Raw genomic sequence first — 18,049 nt, forward strand, 5'->3', positions numbered from 1 at the left:
GCAGCGAGGTCGAGGCCAGTTGCGTGGCCCCGGGCAGCGACTTCACCTTCTGAGGGGTGGGCCACCGCGACCCCCACTTCGAGGGATCATCCTGCCCCAACTGCGCATTCGTGCCATCGCCCCAAGCCCACACGTCCCCGTTCGAGGTCAGGGCATGCGACGCCCCGAGCGTCGTGGTCACCGAGATGACATCCGACAGCCCCGGCACGACTGCCCAGACGAACCGATTCGTGAACGTCCCATCTCCCAACGAGCCGTCACCATTCGACCCCGTGGACCACACCGTCCCATCCGCCAGCAACGCCAGCGCATGCGTCCCGGCCGCGCTGATCTCCACCACCGGCGACGAGAACGTCAACGACGTCTGCAGCAACTCCGTCTGATCATTCCCCGACGAACCGATACCCAACTGCCCCATGTAGTTGCTCGAACCCACCAACACGTTCGCCCCCACCACCGTCGCCGAAGCGGACTCGGAGAGGTTGTGCGACAGAGCTGTGACAGTTGTGGTCGATCCCGGCGTCGCCCACGGGCGACCGAGATCGAGCGTCTCGGTGACCTTCCCCGATCCGTCAGTCGTTCCGGTCGCGCTCCGGGTCCCGAGCGTCAGCGCGATCGGCTGCCCCGCGGCGGGAGCGCCGGCCGGGGTGGTGAGCACACCGGTCACGGCGGTGCCGCCGGATGCCACGGCGGTCGTCATCGGGACGAGGCTGAGCTTGTACCGGGAGTTCGACGCGGCGAGCGCCGGCGTCGAGGTCGTCAGCAGGATGGCGGGAACACTCCACAGGGAAGCGCCCACCACCGTGCGACGGGACAGCCCACCGCCACCCGTCGGCGGCTCGTTGATCGTTTCGTTTTCCATCATGTTGTTTCCTCTCGCGCGAAGCGGCATCCGCGCTCCATCCTGCGAGCGGGCTCTCCTCATCACGGCCCCTCGGCGCGAAGATGCGTCTTTCGCGTCTCAATACGTCCGATGCGCGTCGACCCGGGTGAGCGGTCGGGTCACAAACGCGCGGCCAGACGCGGAGACCCCCGCGGACGTGTTCGCGCGCATGCCACGATCGCCGGATGCCACGCGACGACGATCTTGACGAGTCCGCACGCCCGGGCATCGGACGTGTGCGGGTGTTCTCGGGCGAGGGAGCGGCCGCCACGCACTGGTACCGACGGCGCGGCTGGGTGGCATCGGCCGCGGGCGGCGCGACCGCACTCCGCTTCGAGTCTCGCGAAATGCGGCTGGACGACATCGTCATCCGCTCCCTCGCGAGTACGCCTGTGACGATGACGCCGTCACGGGCGGCGACGGCGTCGCCGCGGCGACGGATCCTCCTCACCGGTTCGGACGAAGCCACCGTGCTGGCGCCGACGCGCATGACTCTCGATACCCCCTCCGCCATCGTCCTTCCGACTGAGGGGGCGTTCAGCGTGCGATGGTCCTCGCCCGTCCAGCTCGTCGAAGTCGAGCTCGCACCGAAGGGAGTGGAGTGGCCGCATGGGCTCTCCATCGCGCCCGCTCGCGCGGCGGCGATCGCGGCGCGTTCTCTCGCCCTCTCCCTGCTCGCGACCACGCGGGATATCCGCGCCACCGAGATCGGTCACCTGAGCCTCGCCGTGGAGTTCGCGGCGACAGGTGCGGGGACGGACGCCGCGGGCGCGTCGGTGTCGCTGTCTCTCGTCCACGATGCGGAGCGCCTCATTCGTCGCAATGCTCACGACCCCGCGTTCTCGGTCGATGCGCTGGCGCGCATGCTGCGGGTGAGTCGCCGCCATCTGACGCGCGCCCTCTCTCAAACGGGAGCGTCGCCGCGCGAACGTATCCGCGACGCACGGATCGCGCTTGCTCGGGCCGCTGTCCGGGTCAACGGCGAGCGAGTACTCCGCGACGACGCACGTGCCCGTACCGTGGGCTTCGCTTCTGCCCGCGCCCTGCGCGAGACGCTGGCACGGATGGAGAACGCCCTGCCGAACGGCGCGAGGTGCCCCGACGAGGAGCGACGCGAGTCGTGGGCGACCTCCCACCCTGTCGGCAGGTGACCCGCAGGTTCTCGGCCAGGGCACGAGCCCGTCCGAGTTCGCACCTCACCCCCGCGAGACGCCGATCCGCAGGATCACGTCGGAGTCGCCGCCACCGCGATCGGTGTTGCTCGTGACCACCCACAGCGATCCGTCCGGGGCCGCCGCGACGTCGCGGAGGCGCCCGTACTCACCCACGAAGTAGTCGTCGAATGCGCCGAGGTCGCCGGTGGGGACGACACGGAGGCGCTCACCCCGCAGGTTCGCGATGACCACCGCACCGTCGACGACCGCGAGTCCGCTCGGACTGGCATCCGCCGGCGCCCACTGCTGCACCGGATCGACGAACCCGGCCTGTCCGCCGATCCCTTCCACCTCGGGCCAGCCGTAGTTCGAACCGGGTTCGATGACGTTGAGCTCGTCCCAGGTGTCCTGCCCGAACTCCGACGCGTACATGGTGCCGGCGGCATCCCACCCGATCCCCTGCGGGTTGCGGTGCCCGAGGCTCCACACCGGCGACCCCGGGAAGGGATTGTCTGAGGGGACCTCTCCCTCGGGGGTCACCCGCAGAATTTTGCCGCCCAGCGACGCCCTGTCCTGCGACGCGTCGGGGTCGGCGGCGTCTCCCGCGGTGACGTACAGCATGCCGTCGGGACCGAAGGCGATCCGTCCGCCGTTGTGGATGTTCGCCGAGGGGATGCCATCGAGCACGGTCTGCGCGGCCCCGAGCGAGAACGAGCCCGGCGTGCCCTCGAGCGGGAACCGCATCACCCGGTTGCCGCCGGGGATCGTCACGAAGGTGTAGAGGTAGCCGTCGGCGTGCGCGATGCCCAGGAGTCCGCCCTCTCCGCGCGCTGCGAGATCGGGCACCTCCCCCACGACGCGCGTGTCCCCGCCCGTGATCTCGAGGATCTCCCCCGTGTCGCGCTGACTCACGAGCGCGGTGTCGTCGACGAAGACGACCGACCACGGCGTCGTGAATCCGGATGCCACGACCTCGGGCACCCCGACGGGGGCGACGTCTCCGGGGGTGGGCGCGGCGGCGCTCGCGGGCGGCGTCGAGATCGGTGCGGCGGCGGGCGGCACGGCATCCGACTCCCGTTCCGCCGCGCACCCGGCGAGCGCGAACAGCGAGAGCACGATCGCCATCGCAGAGGACGAGCGGGCGGACGGTCGACGCGGGAACGATGCGTGGGGGCGCCGGGCGGAGCCGACGGGTGCGAGGTCGATCATGGGGCCTCCTCGGCGCTGCGGTGGTTCCGTCCTACCCGTCGCACCTGCGAGCGCTCTGGGGATTGCGCCCCGCCGGTCGTCTCCGGCTCGTCCGCGTTCTCACATGCGCGCGTAGCGGGCGCGGGCGAAGCAGAACACGCCGTAGACGACGAGCCCGGCACCCACGACCCACAGCACGATCTGGCCGAAGGGCAGACTCGCGAGCGACCGCAGGGCCGCATCGATCCCGCCGGCCGCGTTCGGGTCGTGGGTGACCGCGGCGACGATGAAGAGGATGCCGGCGACCCCCACCGCGATGCCCTTGGCGACATAGCCGACGGTGCCGAAGACCCGGATGCCACGACCCGCGGTGCCTCCGGGGATCGACAGGCTCTTCTCGAAGGCGCGCGTGATGCCGCGCACCACGAATGCGACGCCGATCACGCCGACGCCGAGGCCGACGATGACGAGCAGGGCCACGCCGCCGGGCATCGCCAGGATCTGCGCGCTGAGGGTCTTGGACGACTCCGACGACTCCGAGCTCCCGCCCGTCGCGAGAGTGAAGGCCGTGGCGGCGATCGCCACGTAGGCGATCGCGGTGCCCACGTACTTCGCGCGGTGCGCCCACCGCTTCTTGGCATCCGGATCGCGCTCCACGACCGCCTCGGCGATCTGCCAGACCGCGAGGGCGGCGAGTCCCACCACGATTACCCACAGCAGGGCGGTGCCGAGGGGTGCGTCGCGCACCTGCTGCAGCGCCCCGCTCTGATCGGCGCTGTCGCCGCCGGAGCCGGTGGCGATCGAGACGGCGATGACGCCGATCAGCAGGTGCAGGAGGCCGAGGACGACGTAGCCGACGCGGGCGGTCACCCGGAACGCGGTGGAGTCCTGTGCCTTGTCGGCGGCGGCGGTTGCGGAGGTCATCCGCGAACCCTAGCGCTCACTCCGCGGACGCGTGAAGGCGTTGCGCGCGGCGTACACGCCACACCTCGACCATCGCCCACACGAGCGTGGCCACGGCGACGCCCTCGAGAAAGCCGGCAACGACGTCCGACAGCCAGTGCGCGTGCAGGTAGGTGCGGCTCCACATCATCAACACCACCCACACGGCCCCGACGATCCAGACCCATCGGCGCCGCAGGATGAGCGCGAGCGTCAGCGCGATGGTGGTCGCCACGGCGGTGTGCCCGGAGGGGAACGAGGTCGCCATGGTCTCGGCGAGCGAGTCGGCCGGACGGCTGCGGGCGATGACCGCCGCGAGCGGCGCACCGATCAGCACCACGAGGGCGATGGATGCCGCGACGTTCAGAGCATCCCAGGGGCGGCGGACGATGAGGAAGACGATGGTCGTCGCGACCCCGATGACGATCATGCCGATCGTTCCGCCCACGATCGCCGGCACCCACGCCACGATCACGCCGACGGGGTTCGCGAGCGCCGCCATCGCGTCATCCCACGCCTGGTCGATCGGCAAGGGCGCGGATCCGCTCAGGGCCACGGCGAAACGCAAGCCCACGAACAGCACCGCTGCGACCACGCCGACGATCAGGGCGATCGGGCGACGCGGGTCGATGCGCGGCCGATCGGGGAGCAGCGCGGTGTCGTCTGTCGTGGCATCCATTCGCGAATCGTCGCAGGCCCGGGCGCCGCGGGCCAGCACTTGCCGTGAGCGCCTCCATGCGTCACCCGGCGGAGTCGCCGCTCGCCCGACCGCGAACGCAGTGGCAGCATCCCCTGCATCACGCCGGCGACCGCGTCTCATCGACGGACCCTCGCTGCCGGATCCGACGTGGTCGCGGCCGACGGGACCACCTCGCTCCGCGGCGCGGTGAGCGCCGCTCCCCCGGGACCGAGAGCGAGTACGGTGGGAGGCGGCGAAGCCGCCCCCGGGGCCGGCGCCACACGCATATGACACCGCCTCCTCTCCCCTCCGCCCTGATGCTCCCGGGCCCCGTGATCGTCGTCGGCGACGGTCGCATGGGGCGCGCACTCGTGGCCGCGTTGCACGCCGCCGAGGTGCCGGTCGTGGGACCTGCGGGTCGGGGCGAGACGGGTGAAGACGCCGCGATCGTGCTCCTCGCGGTTCCGGATGCCGCAATCGCCACCGCCGCGCGCGCCATCGCTCCCGGCCGCACGGTCGGTCACCTCTCTGGAGCACTCGATTTGTCGGCGCTCCGACCCCATGACGCCTTTAGCATCCACCCGCTCATGACGGTCACGACGGCCGGGGCATCGTTCGTCGGAGTGACGGCCGCCCTCGCTGCGACGACTCCCGCGGGTTACGCCATCGCCTCCGCCCTCGCGGAGGTCCTCGGGATGACGGGCGTAGAGGTGCGCGATCGCGACCGCGCGGCCTACCACGCGGCCGCCTCCGTGGCCGCGAACTTCCTCGTGACGCTCGAGGGGATGGCCGAGGAGCTCGCCGCGACCGCGGGGATCGGCAGACACGCCCTGGTCCCCCTGGTGCGCGCCGCCGTCGAGAACTGGGCGGAACGCGGAGCGGCCGCGGCCCTCACCGGCCCGGTCTCGCGCGGAGACGACGCCACGGTGGCACAGCAGCGTCGCGCCGTCGTCGAGCGTCTCCCCGACCGCGTGGCGCTCTTCGACGCGCTCGTCGACGCGACGCGCGACCTCGCCACCGCTCAACGACCCGGAATCGAGTCCCTCCCGTGACAATCCGCATCGTGCGCACCGTCGACGAACTGCGTGCAGCACTCGCACCGCACCGCTCCGGAGGGATCGGGTTCGTGCCGACCATGGGGGCCCTCCACGAGGGGCACCTTTCTCTGCTGCGCGCCGCGGCCGCCGACAACGCCACCGTCGTGCTGTCGATCTTCGTGAACCCGACCCAGTTCGGCGAGGCCGCCGACCTCGAGGCGTACCCGCGTACCGAAGAGGCTGACATCGAGCTGGCCGAGCATGCCGGCACCCACGTCGTCTTCGCGCCGTCGGCGTCCGAGATGTATCCGGCGGGCTTCGCCACCACCGTGTCGGTCGGCGGTGCCCTTACCGGGACGCTCGAGGGCGCCGTCCGCGGCCGCTCCCACTTCGACGGGGTCGCCACGGTCGTCGCCAAGCTGCTGCTCGCCGTCCAACCCGACCGCGCGTACTTCGGCGCGAAGGACGCCCAGCAGGTCGTCGTCGTCCGGCGCATGGTCACCGACCTGCGCATCCCCGTCGAGATCGTGACCCGACCGACGTCGCGTGACGCCGACGGCCTGGCCCGCTCCAGCCGCAACGCGCGATTGTCGGCCGAGGAGCGCACGCTCGCCGCGGTCATCCCGCGGTCGCTCCGCGTAGCTCAGGATGCCTTCGCCTCCGGCATCCGGGACACGAGCCGCCTCACCGCCCTCGTGCAGGAGGGACTCAGCGAAGCCGGAGTGGATCAGGAGTACGTGGAGATCGTCGACGCCGACAGCCTCGAATCGCTCACCGTCATCGCGCGCCCGGCGCTGCTCGCGCTCGCCGTACGGGTGGGAGAGGTGCGCCTCATCGACAACGTGGTGCTCGATCCCCGTTCCGATGACCGCATCATCCTCGAGAGGAGCCGGGCGTGACACGACGCAGGGTGACGCTTCGCCGGCTCCGCGAGCTCGCCGAGGCCGGTACGCCGCTGGTCATGGTGACGGCCTATGACTACGCCTCGGGCCGGGTGGCCGAGCGCGCGGGGGTCGACATCGTGCTGGTGGGCGACTCCGGCGCGCAGGTGGTGCTGGGGCACCCCGACACCACCTCGGTGACGCTCGACGAGATGCTGACGCTCTCGAAAGCCGTTCGCAGAGCGCTTCAGACGCCCCTGCTGCTGTGCGACCTTCCGTTCGGTTCAACCGAGCTGAGCGACGAACAGGCGGTCGCGACGTCGATCAGATTCGTCCACGAGGCCGGCGCCGAGGCGGTCAAGATCGAGGGCGCGAACCCGGCACGTCTGTCCCGCCTGCGGGCCATCGTCGAGGCCGGTATCCCGGTGGTCGGGCACGTGGGGCTCACACCGCAGACCGCGACCGCGCTCGGTGGCCTCCGCGCCCAGGGACGCACGTCCGACGAGGCGGTCCGGGTCGCGCGCGATGCGCTCGCCGTGCAAGAGGCCGGGGCCTTCCTGCTCGTCATCGAGGCCGTGCCCGCCGATGTCGTGGACGAGATCCGCCGGGCGCTCCAGATCCCCGTCATCGGCATCGGCGCGGGAGCCGCCGATGGGCAGGTACTCGTGCAGCACGACCTGCTCGGGATCACGGAGGGCCGCGCGCCCGTCTTCGTGAAGCGCTACGCCGCCCTCGGCGACGCGATGGTCGAGGGCGTCGCCGCGTACGCCCGCGAGGTGCGCGAGGGCGTCTTCCCCGGGATCGAGCACACGTACCCGGCCGCGGCCGACGCCGCGGCGGCGGTGCGGGAGTTCATCGACGGGCTCTGACCGACGTCTCCCGGCCCGCCGACGGTTCCTCGGGCGTCGGTGCGGTCGACGCGGGCCGAGGCTGGCATCCCCCGAACCCCGCCGCGGGTGGGCAAGTCATCGACCGCACGGGCCGGCTGAGCGAAGATGCTGTCATGCGCCCCGCCTCCCGTGCTCCGGTCCTCGTCGGCCTCGCAGCGGTCGTCGCCCTCTCGCTCACTGCCTGCGGGGAAACGCCCATGCCGGCCGACAGTGCCTCGATCGCTCAGAAGGCCGCGCTGCTCGACATCGACCCCGCACTGGTCTTCACGACCCAGGTCGAGGGATACGACCTCGCGTCGCAGTCGGTCGGGCCGGCGAACGACGACGGCCTGTCGGCGACGTGGGTCGACGAGCAGACCACCGCCATGATCACCATCCGCACCTCGCCGGGAGAACCCGACGCCGCCGGCTGCGCGGCGACGCCGCTCTGGGATCTGCCCGACGCGGCGGTGACCTGCACCGAGGAGTCCGGGCTGTGGCACCGCGAGGGTGGCGGCTTGCACGAGTTCTTCGTCGCGCGCGACGGCGCCACGATCTGGGTGATCGGCCCGAACGCCACGCCGCTCGACGACCTTCGCCAGGCCGCCGAGGCCGTGCGTGTTCCCTCGGAATCCGAGTTGGAGGCGTTGTTCGCCGACGCACCGACCGAGCCGGCGGCACCCGTCGAACGCGGCGACCTTCCCGAGAACGGCGACGGCGCTCCGATCCAGCCGTCGGGTCCGGGCGGCTGAGCCGTGTCTCGATGGGCGTCGATGTCCGCGGACCCGTGCCGCTGGAGCGTGCTGCCCCGACATGACGAAGGCCCCGCATCCGTGAGGATCGGGGCCTTCGTGGTGGCGGTGACGGTGGGATTTGAACCCCCGTGACCACCGCAAAACGACGGGTGCCGGGTCGTGAAAGTGCGTGATTACGCGGGAAGTGGGTCAGACTCGATTACCTAGATGAGCCTCAGTTCGCATCGACTGTTGTCAGATTGTTGTCACGGCTCAGGTCGTCCCGCGAACGGTCGGACCGGGCCGGACCTACCAGCTCTTGACTACCGCGCAGGCTGTAACGAACTCGACGTCCGACATATCCATTGGAGGCTCGGCGAGATCAATTTCTTTGAAGCCGGCCGGCTGGTACAGGTGCTCGAACACCTCTCTGCGGGCGTCCACCACGACGAAACGACCGGCAACGTAGGCTCGGGCACGCCTGATGACGTTCTTCGCCTCGTCCAAGATGACGGTGCCGGGGAGTTGAGCGCTCGTGTAGTCGTCTGACCGAGCCAACTCCGCGATGCTGTAGGCCCCCGTCTGAGTGAGGGTAATGTTCCCCATCAACTTCTGACGGACGCCCCTCGATGCCCGCTCCAAATTCAGCGCTGTCATGCCGACGGTGAAGAACCCGGCCACATCCACGGTTTCATCGCGCGCAGTGACGATCACGTAAGTGCGGCTGTGCCCGTGGTCTTCCCAATTGCTGACGCGCGATCGAGCGAACTCCTGGAGGTGCAACGACCGTTCGCACTTGAAGGCGCGCAGGCGCTCGTCCACCGTTTCGGCGAGTAGCTTGTAGCGGTCCTGCCGGACTTCTGCGAGAGCGAAGACGTCGTACTTGATCTGTCCTGGCGGAGCTGCGGTCACCGCTTCGAGGAAGTCGCTCGCACCAGCTCTTCGAGCGCTGAGAGGCGCGAGTGAGCCGAACCGGACTCGCGGAGGCGCGACGAGAAACCGGGGGACGAGATAGGCGCGCTACCGCTAGCGGCCATCTCGGCTAGCTGACGCGCTCCGTTACCAGAAAGAACGTACGCGCTACCCAGTGCTTCCGAAGCCATGACGGTTTCTCCAGATCGAGTGATGCCTCGCTGATGCTGCGAGGTGGGACCGGCCGCGAAGGGGGTGCTGTCGGCCAGTGGGTTACAAAGTAACACCCGAAACTGAGAACGGTTCAGTGCGAAACCCCAAGTTTTCCGGCACGATCTAGGGACCATCCCCTATGCCCGCGGTGTCGGGGGCCAGAACCCCGCGGCCGGCGTGGCCGTTGACGCGTACGCCGCACACAGAGCCCCGACCGGGCACGACGCGCAGATCCTCGTCATCGTGGCCACGTCGTCTTCTGACGGGTGATCGTCGGTGTATGCGTCCACACCATCGCAGGACGGCGTGACGTCGTGGAGAGCGTCCTGGAGGGCTGCGAACTCCCGAGCACCCCGCATGGGGGCGACGTTCGCAAGCGGATCACCGTCGAGAGACGGCTGCGGTCGGGGTGCCGCTGGGCGACGCGGTGCGCCCGCCTGAGCGCGTTTCGTAGCTCGGGGCGGCACCGATGCCACCACGGCCCCCGAAGCGTCCTGGAGGCGGTCCTGAGCGATCCTTACCTGATGCACCGGATTGGCCTTCATGCGCTCGCGCCACCATGCGAGGAGGACGTCTTCCCGAACCACTCGCCGGCCGTCGACCATCGCGAAGGCGAGGCCTGATCGCCTCCACCGCTTGATCGTCTCAGGGTGACTGTTGGTGCGAGCAGCGGCCTGGGCGTAGGTCAAGAAACGGGGCATCTGGGGGTCGTCTTCCCTGCGGTCCCACGATCCTCACACGACGGCGGACCGAACGCGCCGCCCTGAGCCGTCACCAGCGATGGAGAACCCCGTCCCCTTCCGCCCGTAGCGGTTCACCAGGTGCCTCCACCGTCCATCCGTGATCACGCAGCACTTGGGCGGCCTCAGACTGCAAATCGCGGACTGTCGACCGGAATTGCATGCGCCGCCATTGCTCCCGGCCCATCCGGATCGCGTCGGACCAGCCGTCTTTGTGGTCAACGCCGAACTCACGCACCAGGAATTCGAGAACGTCCTCGACGCAGGGACGAAACCGCTCGCCGCCCACCGGGAAATGGAGCGATGACAACTCGTGCGGCTTTCGCACCGCTTCGGGACGGACCGCATGCGCACGCCCCAGCAAGTGCGACAGGGCTCCGCGGTCGGCGTGCACATGCCAGTGAGCCAGGGGAGCACTGACTGACACTTTTGCGTCGAACTCGTATCGAACAAGCGGCGTTCGGTCGAGTGTCGAATTCACCGCCAGCTTCACAAGCCAAGCCTTCAGGTAGCTCTTCGAGCTGTCCAAGCCAAGATGCACCTGCACGGACAACGAGGCCAGCGGATCCCCGTCCACCATCAAAGGTATGCGTTGCTCTAGCGCTGACTCCCCGTCCGCGCGGATTACGAACCGCTCGCCGTGTGCGATCGAAACCATCTGGAAGTCGCCCGGCAGGACACCAGCGATGGTGTCCTGCATCTGCTGCGCAAAGTCGGCAGCTTTGAGGCGCAGCCCGGCCGTCACGACGTCAGTCGTCGGCACCGAGCAAGAACCCAATCTCTTCGAGTTCTTCCTTCGCCTCCCACTCGTCGCTGGACAAGCTGCGGGTGGCACGTGCCTTCGCAAAACCCGCCTCATCCGTCCCGATCCGACGCAGAACGGCCGCGCGACGGTTCAGCAAGGTGGCGCGCGTGACTTCGATTGTGGGTGCCATGATGACCTCCTGGGGTTCTGGCTTCACAGTAAACCAGGGGGGTCCGACACCGCCCGTTTGGGCGTCGTTTCCGTGGGGGTTCTAACCCCTACATAGGGGTAGAGCACCCGGGGTTTCAGCATCTTTGTTGCGGCGATCCGCGGACGCCCAGCGTTTCATCCCGGGGCGTCCGCGAGTCGTGCTACTGCGGCTTCACCGTCAGACTGGGCGCGTCGATCGCGAACGACGTCTGCACGGTGCAGGACACCACGACGAGCACAGCGATCTCGACAGGCCCGGGACGGATCGCCGCGAGCGTACCGAACCTCATGGTCGCCCCGTACGTGACGGACGCCGCGAGGCGCGCAGACGCACCCGCCGAGCTGCCCGGGATCGTCGCACCGGTCGCAGCATCCCGAACAGCCATCCGCAGCGAAATCGCCGCGGAGCCGGACCTGAACAACGTCATCCGAGCGTGACCGGTCACCACCTCTACGAGAGCCGAGCCGGTCGATGTGAACGTGAGAGCTGCCCCCGTCTCGTAGACACGCTCGACGCCGTCGCCCGGGATGGTCATCGACCACGATGAATCCGGATCAGTGGCTCTCGTCGTCCTGGCTCCGATGTAGTCGACCATCCCCGACAAGTTCCCCGCGATGCCGGCGCGCTGTGTGCCCGATGGTCGGTTCAGGCGTGCAATCTCCGCCCGCAGCTCCGCGAGCCGATCCGCCAGGCTCGCCAGCCCCGGGCGGGGAGGAACCGGATCAGCCACGATCGCCACCGTCCCCACGCTTCGCCGGCCGCGCCAGCTTGGACACGTTCGCCGGCAGTGATGCAGTGGCGGGTGCCGGCGGTGCAGGCTCGGCGCCCTCCGACGCCGTGCGTGCCGCGAGCTGCGCCGACCGCAGTTCGAAACGCATCCGAACGACCGGCGTCAGGCCGAGTCGATCGAGCAACCCCATGAGCTGCCCCGCTACCCGCAGCGCCAGCGCGTCCTCATGCATGTGCTGCGACACGTCCAACTGCTCAGCGAGGGTGCGCGCGAGGCTGACCGCCGCCCCGTCCGAGTCACGAAGCCACTTCGCCGCCGACAGCGAAGCATTCACCGCCGCGAGCATGGGACGGGGCGCATTCGCCACCGCATCGACGCGGGCCGCGCGTAGACGAGCGTCACGCTCAGCTCGAACCGCGGCACGACGGTCAGCGGCCCACTTCCGCTTGTTCTCGCGGCGTTCGTCCTCTGTCTGCGCCATTACGCACCCCCTCTAATGCTGTCTACGTCGACAGCGACCAAGATGCGCCCACGCTCGGTGGGGGAAACCGAAGCCGGTGGATCGGAAGTCTTGTCGAGTCGCCAGAGATTCGGACACCCCTCCCCTGGTGGTCGTCGGTGTCGGGCCTGAAGTGTCCTCGCTCCGCTGTCACGCGCCGCTCTCGCGGCCTGCGCGTCTCCCCGGCTCGCTGCACTACGTCGGGTGGTCATCGTCGCTCTCATCGTCGTCTCTCTTTTCTGTGTCCTGATCTGGTTGTCGTCGTCGGTGTGCTGGTGCTGATGACCCTCGTGATGCGAGAGCCCTTCGTGTTCTCTTGTGGTCGATCTCTTCCGCGATCCGGACTGATCTGCCGTGTTGCCCGTCTCGTCCGGGTGTTCCGTCGTCCGCCGCCGTGCGTCGATCTGCGCGGCGTTGCGTGAGCACTGGAGCGTCGATCGCTCGTCGCGGTTCGGTGTCCGCCGCGAGGCGTCTGCTGCGTGCGGCCGACGAACTCGCCCGACAGTCGACGTCCCCTGTCAGCCGTCGGTCCCGTCGTCGAGATGGCCACGTGCGATGCCGCGTCTCGGATCCCCCGGATCTGAGGCCCCGGATGCCAGGCCCTCAGATCGGGGCCGGCCGTCCGCGGAAGTGGTGCCGGGGGTACGAGAAAGGGCCGGCGGGAGAAGCGCCGGCCCTTTCCGAGCGGGAGGAGACTGGAGATCGCTCCCGCCCGAGGTGACAGAGCGCGGGAGAACGCTGTGTCGCCCGCCGGGTAGAACAGATGAGGAACACCCCGGCGGGAGTGTGTTGAGTTACGTCGCGGTCGTCAGGTCGAAGCGGCAGAACGCGTTCGGGCGTCCGACCTTCAGCGTGTAGCGACCCTCCACGCGAAGGCGGAACTGGTTCTTCGTGAACAGCTCGCCCGAGGTGTCGATATCGACGCGGTCCGTCTCGCGGGTCACGAGTTCGAGGGTGCTGAAGTCACCGACCAGGCCGGTCCCGAGGGCGATCGCCGTCGAGGTGACCACGGGCAGATCGTGGAGGAGGTGCTTCGCGCCTTCCTCCGCCTCGTTGGCGGGGTTCTTCGCGATGCGGGCCAGGGTGATGTTCTCCCAGTCGATCGGGTTCAGCACGTACCCGGTAGCGGGGGTGCCGCCGACCTCGTCCGCCTTTGTCTTCGCCTTCAGGCTCGTCTCTAGGCGGTAGTCGAGGCCGGCGACGCTGGTGCTCCGCGCCTGGGTCTGGATGCCCGAGGTCTGAAGGATGCCGGTGAAGTTCTCGCCCGTGCCGTTGCCGGACACCACCAGATCCTCGACGGCGGTGATGACGGCCTCACCGAGCTGGACACGGAGGATATCCGTCAGCCCGCGGAAGTCGGTCAGGTAGCGGATCGGCAGCGGCTCGGACAGGATCGCGATGGTCCGCAGGCGGTCTTCGATGTCGGTGAAGGTGGCGATGCCCGTCGGCTTCAGCGCACCGTCGGCGACAGCCGCGGCACCGGTCGGGCGCTGGGTCTGGCGGAGGTACTGGATCGCGTTGCCGTTGCCATCGGCGGGGCGATCGCGGCCCACGATGAGGTCGAGCACGGTGTGCGGGCGGGCGGGGATCTCGCCGGGGTCGCCGATGACGGCGGGCACGTCAACCGTGCCGGAGGTCAGGGCCTTCGCGCCGCCCGAGCTGGCGACGGCGCGCAGGATCTCGTCGGTCGATTTGGCCCACGACGCGGAGCGTGCCGCCTTGTATCCACGTCTGTGAGCCTTCGACTTTGTGCCGGCGAACTCGCCGTTCAGCGCGTCGAGCGCGTCCTTCACTGCGGCCGAGCCGTCAGCGGCGTCGAGCTGCGAGCGCAGGCCCTTGACGGCCTTCAGGTGCGTGTCGGCGTCGGAGATCTCCTGATCCGTCATCTCGCGGCCGGCCTTCTCGGCGGTGGCGACGATTGCCTTCGCCTTGCTCAGCTCGGCGCGGATCTGTTCCTTGATGTTCACGTGCGTTCCTTCGTTCGTTGATCGGGTCGACCAGGGGCCGGTGATGCGGTCCGAACGATTCCAGTCGTTGTGGGTGAGCATAATGCTCAGTTGATATGGATTGTCAAGCTCATTCTGCTCGGCGTGTCGACAGTCGACCGGCCAGCGCTTCAGCCGTCGCGACATCGCTCCCGACCTCGGCTGTGCGCGAGAGCAGCACGTCTACGGGTAGGTCCACGTCGTGCCGCCAGAGCCATTCAGCCGCCGCGAGTCGGTTGATATACGCGATCTCGTCGGCCGCAGAGATTGCCCCGTTCGCGCCGGCCAGATGCCGTGGGCGCGGGGTCCGCGAGGCGAACGGGTCGCGGCGGATCACGACGCACCCCCGTCCCGCGCCACGCGCTGATCTGACGCGACAAAACTCGTCTCGGCGCTCACGAGTCGACCCCACGGTTCTCAGCCTCGCGGAGCTGGGCGAGCGTGGTGCGCAGCAGCTCCCCGGCGGCATCCGAACCAATGACCACTCGCATCAGATCGACCGTCTGCGCGGCCATTCCGAGAAGCAGGTTCGTGACCGAGTCGTCACGTGGGTCGTCACTCGCCGCCGTGATGGCCTCGACGGCCATCGCGTCGTCACCCTCCAGGACAGCGACAGCGAGCTGCGCAGCGCGCGCGTAGTCGGTGGCGGTGAGGTGTTCAAGGTTCATGATCATCCGTTCTCGCGGAGTTAGCCCCGCGTACTCGGGTCGTATTGGTCTTCGTTCCGACGGCCGAGGATCGAGCTGTGCGCCCGCCGGACTCCGTCGTCATCGGCAGCGTCGCCGGGAGGCGGCGCAACGGTGAGCGCTGGTCGACGTGATGATGCGGGTCACGTCGACCTCGGGGATCTCCCCCTCCGCCCCCTCCGGGGGAACCGTCACCGCGAGCGGCGACGATCAGTGTTCGGAGGTCGATCTCAAACAGCGGAGCGAAGCGCAGCGGCGAGCGGCCGGGAGGGCGCGCAAAACCGCGGCAGGCTATTGACTGGAGATCTTCTTACCTCCAGCAATGTGAGTTGACATGTCGATGACGTTCGACTTGCCCCGCAAAGTTGACATGTTGGGCGGAGTTGACATGTCGTCTGAGTTGACAGGTTTGAGGTTGGCCGTGTCACCGAACTGGTATCGCGTCGCACGCCCCTGGCGACCGGGCTCGTGCTCGATGAGCATGCCCCGCTCACGGAGTCGACTCTGTGCCTTATTGACCCACTGCCGGGAGACGCGGAGGTCGCGAGCGAGGTCCGTCTGCGCCCTCCAGGCGACGCCGTCCTTATCGACATGGTCGAGAAGCGCGAGCATGACCAGCGCCTCGGTGTTCGTGAGCTGGTGCTGTCCGATACCTCCTCGCAGCAGCCAGCGAGGCGTGATTCGTGCCACACGCTCAGCCCTCCCTCTTACGCTGCTCGATCAGTGCGAAGTCGCGACGGCAGGCCGCAAGCATCTCCCACGACCTCGCGAACGCGCCGGCCACGAGCGCCACTGTCCGATCGGTCACGTCGGGTGCGGGGCGGTTAAGATTGGCGGGTCGCGATTTCGTCGTCTCGGCGTGGGCCGTCCGGGCATCAACCGGGCGGCTTCTCTCATTCATGCGCTCACCGCCGCAGTAGACGTGCGCTCGCTGGATTCCAACCACTCGATCACGTCGGCCTCGCGGTAGAGGACCTTCTTCGGCGTGGGCTTCAGGAACTTCGGGCCGGTGCCAGTGAAGCGGAGCTGCGCCAGCCCCGCCTTCGTAATGCCGGGGATGATCTCGCAGACCTGCTCCGGCGTGAGGTACTTCGTCATGTTGCTTCACTCCATTTTGTATCGTTCTGAGTTTAGGTTTTCTAAACTTTAATCGAACGATAACACGTGTTCAGGTACAGTCGGCCACGTGCCTACAGATTCGAAACCCCCAACCGGCCGGACCGTCGCCGCGAATATTCGACGCATCCGCCAGCACCGCCGGATGCGTCTCGAAGACGTAGCGAGTTTGCTCGCGTTCCACGGCCGGCCGATTGGGAAAGCAACGCTCTCCCTCATCGAGAACGGTCAGAGGCGCGTCGACGTTGACGACCTCATGGCGTTCGCGCGGGTGCTGCGGGTGACGCCCGTCGACCTCCTCGTGCCGCCAGCGTTCCCCGAGGGGCACACCGTCGTCGCAATGACCGGATTCCCGAAGGTCGACCGCGCCACGATCGGCCCCTGGATCCGACACGAGGAACCGCTACAGATCGCTGACGATGTGCCGGGACTCATCGACGTCACGGCAGACGACTGGCTCGGGCACTATCGGGTCGACGCACGACAACTCGGCATCGCCCCCGCCTCCGACGACTTCCCGGCGCGAGAGAACATCTGATGGGATCCGTTCACGCCTACTCGACGGCTGCGGGTGAACGCCGCTACCGCATCGCTTACAGACGCCCGGACAACACGCAAACGAGCGAGCGCGGCTTCACGCGAAAACGGGACGCAGAACTGCGGCTCGCCGAGGTGGAGGTGTCGAAGGCCAAAGGCGACTACGTCAACCCGTCCGACGCGCAGGCCACCGTCGCCACGATCGCGACGCCGTGGCTCGCCGGCCGCGAACACGTCATGAAGGCCTCGTCCTACCGTTCACTCGTGAGCGCCTGGCAAACGCACGTCGAACCGAAATGGGGCGCGCGCCGCCTCGGGTCCGTGAAGTACTCCGAGGTCGAGACGTGGGTGGCCGAACTCACCCGCGACCGGTCCGCGACGACCGTTTTGCGCGCATACGGGGTGCTCGCCGCCCTCCTCGACGTCGCGGTGAAGGACAAACGCATCAGCCGGAACGTGGCCCGAGGCGTCACGCTCCCCCGGAAGGTCGCGAAGTCGAAGCCGTACCTCACACACCGCCAGGTTGACGCCCTGGCTACGGCTTCCGCGCACCCCACGTTGGTGACGTTCCTCGCGTACACCGGGCTGAGATGGGGCGAGGCGACCGCGCTGCGCCTTCGACACGTGGACACGCTCAGACGTCGCGTCGCCGTGGAGGAGAACGCCGTCATGGTGGGGACCGTGATCCACGTCGGTACTCCGAAGACGCACGAGACGCGCTCCGTGCCCTACCCGGCATTCCTGGCTTTGCCAATGGCGCAGCTTTGCGAGGGAAAGAGCCGGGACGATTTGCTGTTCGGCGACGGTCGGCTTCACATGCGACTGCCGAACAGCCGGGATGGGTGGTTCGCTGCTGCTGTTCGTCGTGCCGTCGAGGCAGACAGCGAGATCCCGCGCGTCACCCCACACGACTTGCGGCACACGGCGGCGTCGCTGGCGATCAGCTCGGGCGCGAACGTGAAGGCCGTGCAGCGGATGCTGGGCCACGCCTCCGCGAGCATGACGCTCGACACATACGCCGACCTCTTCGATGATGATCTGGACGGTGTCGCCGTGTCACTCGATGAGGCTCGACGTTCGGCAGGTGTTGTCAGCTTGTTGTCACGGGACACCGCTACCTCATGACGAAGGCCCCGCCTGCCGCGTCATTCCGCGGGAGTCGGGGCCTTCGTGGTGGCGGTGACGGTGGGATTTGAACCCACGGTAGGGGTGAACCTACACAACATTTCGAGTGTTGCACCTTCGGCCGCTCGGACACGTCACCGCCGGAAAGCTTACGACAGATGCGCGGATGCCGCGAATCGGCGG

21 protein-coding genes and 1 tRNA gene are annotated in these 18,049 nt (G+C 68.5%); 7 read left to right on the forward strand and 15 right to left on the reverse strand.

Features of this window, described 5'->3' with window-relative positions; genetic code table 11:
* Positions 1-865: RCC1 domain-containing protein (locus RWP81_RS05400; RefSeq protein ID WP_399540550.1), on the reverse strand; the 865-nt coding region annotated here is incomplete at its 3' end.
* Between the two features lie 203 nt (positions 866-1,068).
* Between RWP81_RS05400 and RWP81_RS05405 the strand changes: the two genes are divergently transcribed.
* Complete coding sequence (locus tag RWP81_RS05405) at positions 1,069-2,034, forward strand: hypothetical protein (protein WP_314453209.1); 966 nt, start codon at positions 1,069-1,071, stop codon at positions 2,032-2,034.
* Positions 2,035-2,079: 45 nt separating this feature from the next.
* Here the strand turns inward: RWP81_RS05405 and RWP81_RS05410 are convergent, their stop codons facing one another.
* From RWP81_RS05410 to RWP81_RS05420, 3 genes are all read right to left on the reverse strand, one after another.
* Positions 2,080-3,246 (reverse strand): PQQ-dependent sugar dehydrogenase, encoded by a 1,167-nt coding sequence (locus RWP81_RS05410; RefSeq protein ID WP_314453212.1) that lies wholly within the window; start codon positions 3,244-3,246, stop codon positions 2,080-2,082.
* A 99-nt stretch (positions 3,247-3,345) separates the two neighbouring features.
* Positions 3,346-4,149: a DUF1206 domain-containing protein gene (locus tag RWP81_RS05415; protein ID WP_314453214.1), complete on the reverse strand. Its 804-nt coding sequence runs from the start codon at positions 4,147-4,149 to the stop codon at positions 3,346-3,348.
* A gap of 16 nt (positions 4,150-4,165) precedes the next feature.
* On the reverse strand, positions 4,166-4,846 hold the full coding sequence (locus tag RWP81_RS05420; protein WP_314453216.1) for a phosphatase PAP2 family protein: 681 nt from the start codon (positions 4,844-4,846) through the stop codon (positions 4,166-4,168).
* 317 nt (positions 4,847-5,163) lie between these two features.
* Here RWP81_RS05420 and RWP81_RS05425 point away from each other — a divergent pair, with 317 nt between their 5' ends.
* From RWP81_RS05425 to RWP81_RS05440, 4 genes are all read left to right on the forward strand, one after another.
* Positions 5,164-5,898 carry a DUF2520 domain-containing protein gene (locus RWP81_RS05425; protein ID WP_314453217.1) on the forward strand — a complete coding sequence of 245 codons (735 nt, stop codon included), beginning with the start codon at positions 5,164-5,166 and terminating at the stop codon, positions 5,896-5,898.
* Between the two features lie 2 nt (positions 5,899-5,900).
* Positions 5,901-6,782 (forward strand): pantoate--beta-alanine ligase, encoded by an 882-nt coding sequence (gene panC / locus RWP81_RS05430; RefSeq protein ID WP_314453258.1) that lies wholly within the window; start codon positions 5,901-5,903, stop codon positions 6,780-6,782.
* Complete coding sequence (gene panB / locus RWP81_RS05435) at positions 6,779-7,633, forward strand: 3-methyl-2-oxobutanoate hydroxymethyltransferase (RefSeq protein WP_314453220.1); 855 nt, start codon at positions 6,779-6,781, stop codon at positions 7,631-7,633. Before panC ends, panB begins: the two co-directional genes overlap by 4 nt.
* A gap of 134 nt (positions 7,634-7,767) precedes the next feature.
* A complete protein-coding gene (locus RWP81_RS05440) occupies positions 7,768-8,385 on the forward strand; it encodes a hypothetical protein (RefSeq protein WP_314453223.1) in 618 nt (205 codons plus the stop codon).
* A 291-nt stretch (positions 8,386-8,676) separates the two neighbouring features.
* On the opposite strand, the gene RWP81_RS05445 is transcribed toward RWP81_RS05440, so the two are convergent.
* The 10 genes from RWP81_RS05445 to RWP81_RS05490 form a co-directional block, all read right to left on the reverse strand.
* On the reverse strand, positions 8,677-9,279 hold the full coding sequence (locus RWP81_RS05445) for a hypothetical protein (RefSeq protein ID WP_314453226.1): 603 nt from the start codon (positions 9,277-9,279) through the stop codon (positions 8,677-8,679).
* Between the two features lie 984 nt (positions 9,280-10,263).
* Positions 10,264-10,977 carry a hypothetical protein gene (locus tag RWP81_RS05450; RefSeq protein ID WP_314453229.1) on the reverse strand — a complete coding sequence of 238 codons (714 nt, stop codon included), beginning with the start codon at positions 10,975-10,977 and terminating at the stop codon, positions 10,264-10,266.
* Positions 10,978-10,981: 4 nt separating this feature from the next.
* Positions 10,982-11,167 (reverse strand): hypothetical protein, encoded by a 186-nt coding sequence (locus RWP81_RS05455; RefSeq protein ID WP_314453232.1) that lies wholly within the window; start codon positions 11,165-11,167, stop codon positions 10,982-10,984.
* A 181-nt stretch (positions 11,168-11,348) separates the two neighbouring features.
* The gene (locus RWP81_RS05460) at positions 11,349-11,477 is read right to left on the reverse strand and encodes a hypothetical protein (RefSeq protein ID WP_314453235.1); all 129 of its coding nucleotides are present in this window, start codon (positions 11,475-11,477) and stop codon (positions 11,349-11,351) included.
* A gap of 433 nt (positions 11,478-11,910) precedes the next feature.
* Positions 11,911-12,264 carry a hypothetical protein gene (locus tag RWP81_RS05465; RefSeq protein ID WP_314453238.1) on the reverse strand — a complete coding sequence of 118 codons (354 nt, stop codon included), beginning with the start codon at positions 12,262-12,264 and terminating at the stop codon, positions 11,911-11,913.
* Between the two features lie 947 nt (positions 12,265-13,211).
* A complete protein-coding gene (locus RWP81_RS05470) occupies positions 13,212-14,384 on the reverse strand; it encodes a phage major capsid protein (RefSeq protein ID WP_314453241.1) in 1,173 nt (390 codons plus the stop codon).
* A 109-nt stretch (positions 14,385-14,493) separates the two neighbouring features.
* The gene (locus tag RWP81_RS05475) at positions 14,494-14,739 is read right to left on the reverse strand and encodes a hypothetical protein (protein WP_314453243.1); all 246 of its coding nucleotides are present in this window, start codon (positions 14,737-14,739) and stop codon (positions 14,494-14,496) included.
* 58 nt (positions 14,740-14,797) lie between these two features.
* Positions 14,798-15,070: a hypothetical protein gene (locus RWP81_RS05480; RefSeq protein ID WP_314453246.1), complete on the reverse strand. Its 273-nt coding sequence runs from the start codon at positions 15,068-15,070 to the stop codon at positions 14,798-14,800.
* Positions 15,071-15,379: 309 nt separating this feature from the next.
* On the reverse strand, positions 15,380-15,778 hold the full coding sequence (locus tag RWP81_RS05485; RefSeq protein WP_314453249.1) for a helix-turn-helix domain-containing protein: 399 nt from the start codon (positions 15,776-15,778) through the stop codon (positions 15,380-15,382).
* A 207-nt stretch (positions 15,779-15,985) separates the two neighbouring features.
* Entirely contained in the window at positions 15,986-16,186 is a 201-nt protein-coding gene (locus RWP81_RS05490; RefSeq protein WP_314453250.1) for a hypothetical protein, read from the reverse strand.
* 88 nt (positions 16,187-16,274) lie between these two features.
* On the opposite strand from RWP81_RS05490, the gene RWP81_RS05495 reads away from it, so the two are divergent.
* Positions 16,275-16,742 carry a helix-turn-helix transcriptional regulator gene (locus RWP81_RS05495; protein WP_314453253.1) on the forward strand — a complete coding sequence of 156 codons (468 nt, stop codon included), beginning with the start codon at positions 16,275-16,277 and terminating at the stop codon, positions 16,740-16,742.
* A gap of 347 nt (positions 16,743-17,089) precedes the next feature.
* A complete protein-coding gene (locus tag RWP81_RS05500) occupies positions 17,090-17,866 on the forward strand; it encodes a site-specific integrase (RefSeq protein ID WP_314453255.1) in 777 nt (258 codons plus the stop codon).
* A gap of 49 nt (positions 17,867-17,915) precedes the next feature.
* Here the strand turns inward: RWP81_RS05500 and RWP81_RS05505 are convergent.
* Positions 17,916-18,005: transfer RNA gene (locus RWP81_RS05505), tRNA-Ser, on the reverse strand.
* Between the last annotated feature and the right edge of the window lie 44 nt (positions 18,006-18,049).

Origin of the sequence: uncultured Microbacterium sp. (assembly GCF_963521695.1) — a bacterium.
Lineage (GTDB): Bacteria > Actinomycetota > Actinomycetes > Actinomycetales > Microbacteriaceae > Microbacterium.

Bases quoted from the DNA above. Each gene is read 5' to 3' on its own strand.
- RWP81_RS05405 (WP_314453209.1), top strand. From the start codon at position 1,069: ATGCCACGCGACGACGATCTTGACGAGTCCGCACGCCCGGGCATCGGA.
- RWP81_RS05410 (WP_314453212.1), bottom strand. From the start codon at position 3,246: ATGATCGACCTCGCACCCGTCGGCTCCGCCCGGCGCCCCCACGCATCG.
- RWP81_RS05415 (WP_314453214.1), bottom strand. From the start codon at position 4,149: ATGACCTCCGCAACCGCCGCCGCCGACAAGGCACAGGACTCCACCGCG.
- RWP81_RS05420 (WP_314453216.1), bottom strand. From the start codon at position 4,846: ATGGATGCCACGACAGACGACACCGCGCTGCTCCCCGATCGGCCGCGC.
- RWP81_RS05425 (WP_314453217.1), top strand. From the start codon at position 5,164: ATGCTCCCGGGCCCCGTGATCGTCGTCGGCGACGGTCGCATGGGGCGC.
- RWP81_RS05440 (WP_314453223.1), top strand. From the start codon at position 7,768: ATGCGCCCCGCCTCCCGTGCTCCGGTCCTCGTCGGCCTCGCAGCGGTC.
- RWP81_RS05455 (WP_314453232.1), bottom strand. From the start codon at position 11,167: ATGGCACCCACAATCGAAGTCACGCGCGCCACCTTGCTGAACCGTCGC.
- RWP81_RS05460 (WP_314453235.1), bottom strand. From the start codon at position 11,477: ATGAGGTTCGGTACGCTCGCGGCGATCCGTCCCGGGCCTGTCGAGATC.
- RWP81_RS05465 (WP_314453238.1), bottom strand. From the start codon at position 12,264: ATGCTCGCGGCGGTGAATGCTTCGCTGTCGGCGGCGAAGTGGCTTCGT.
- RWP81_RS05480 (WP_314453246.1), bottom strand. From the start codon at position 15,070: ATGAACCTTGAACACCTCACCGCCACCGACTACGCGCGCGCTGCGCAG.
- RWP81_RS05490 (WP_314453250.1), bottom strand. From the start codon at position 16,186: ATGACGAAGTACCTCACGCCGGAGCAGGTCTGCGAGATCATCCCCGGC.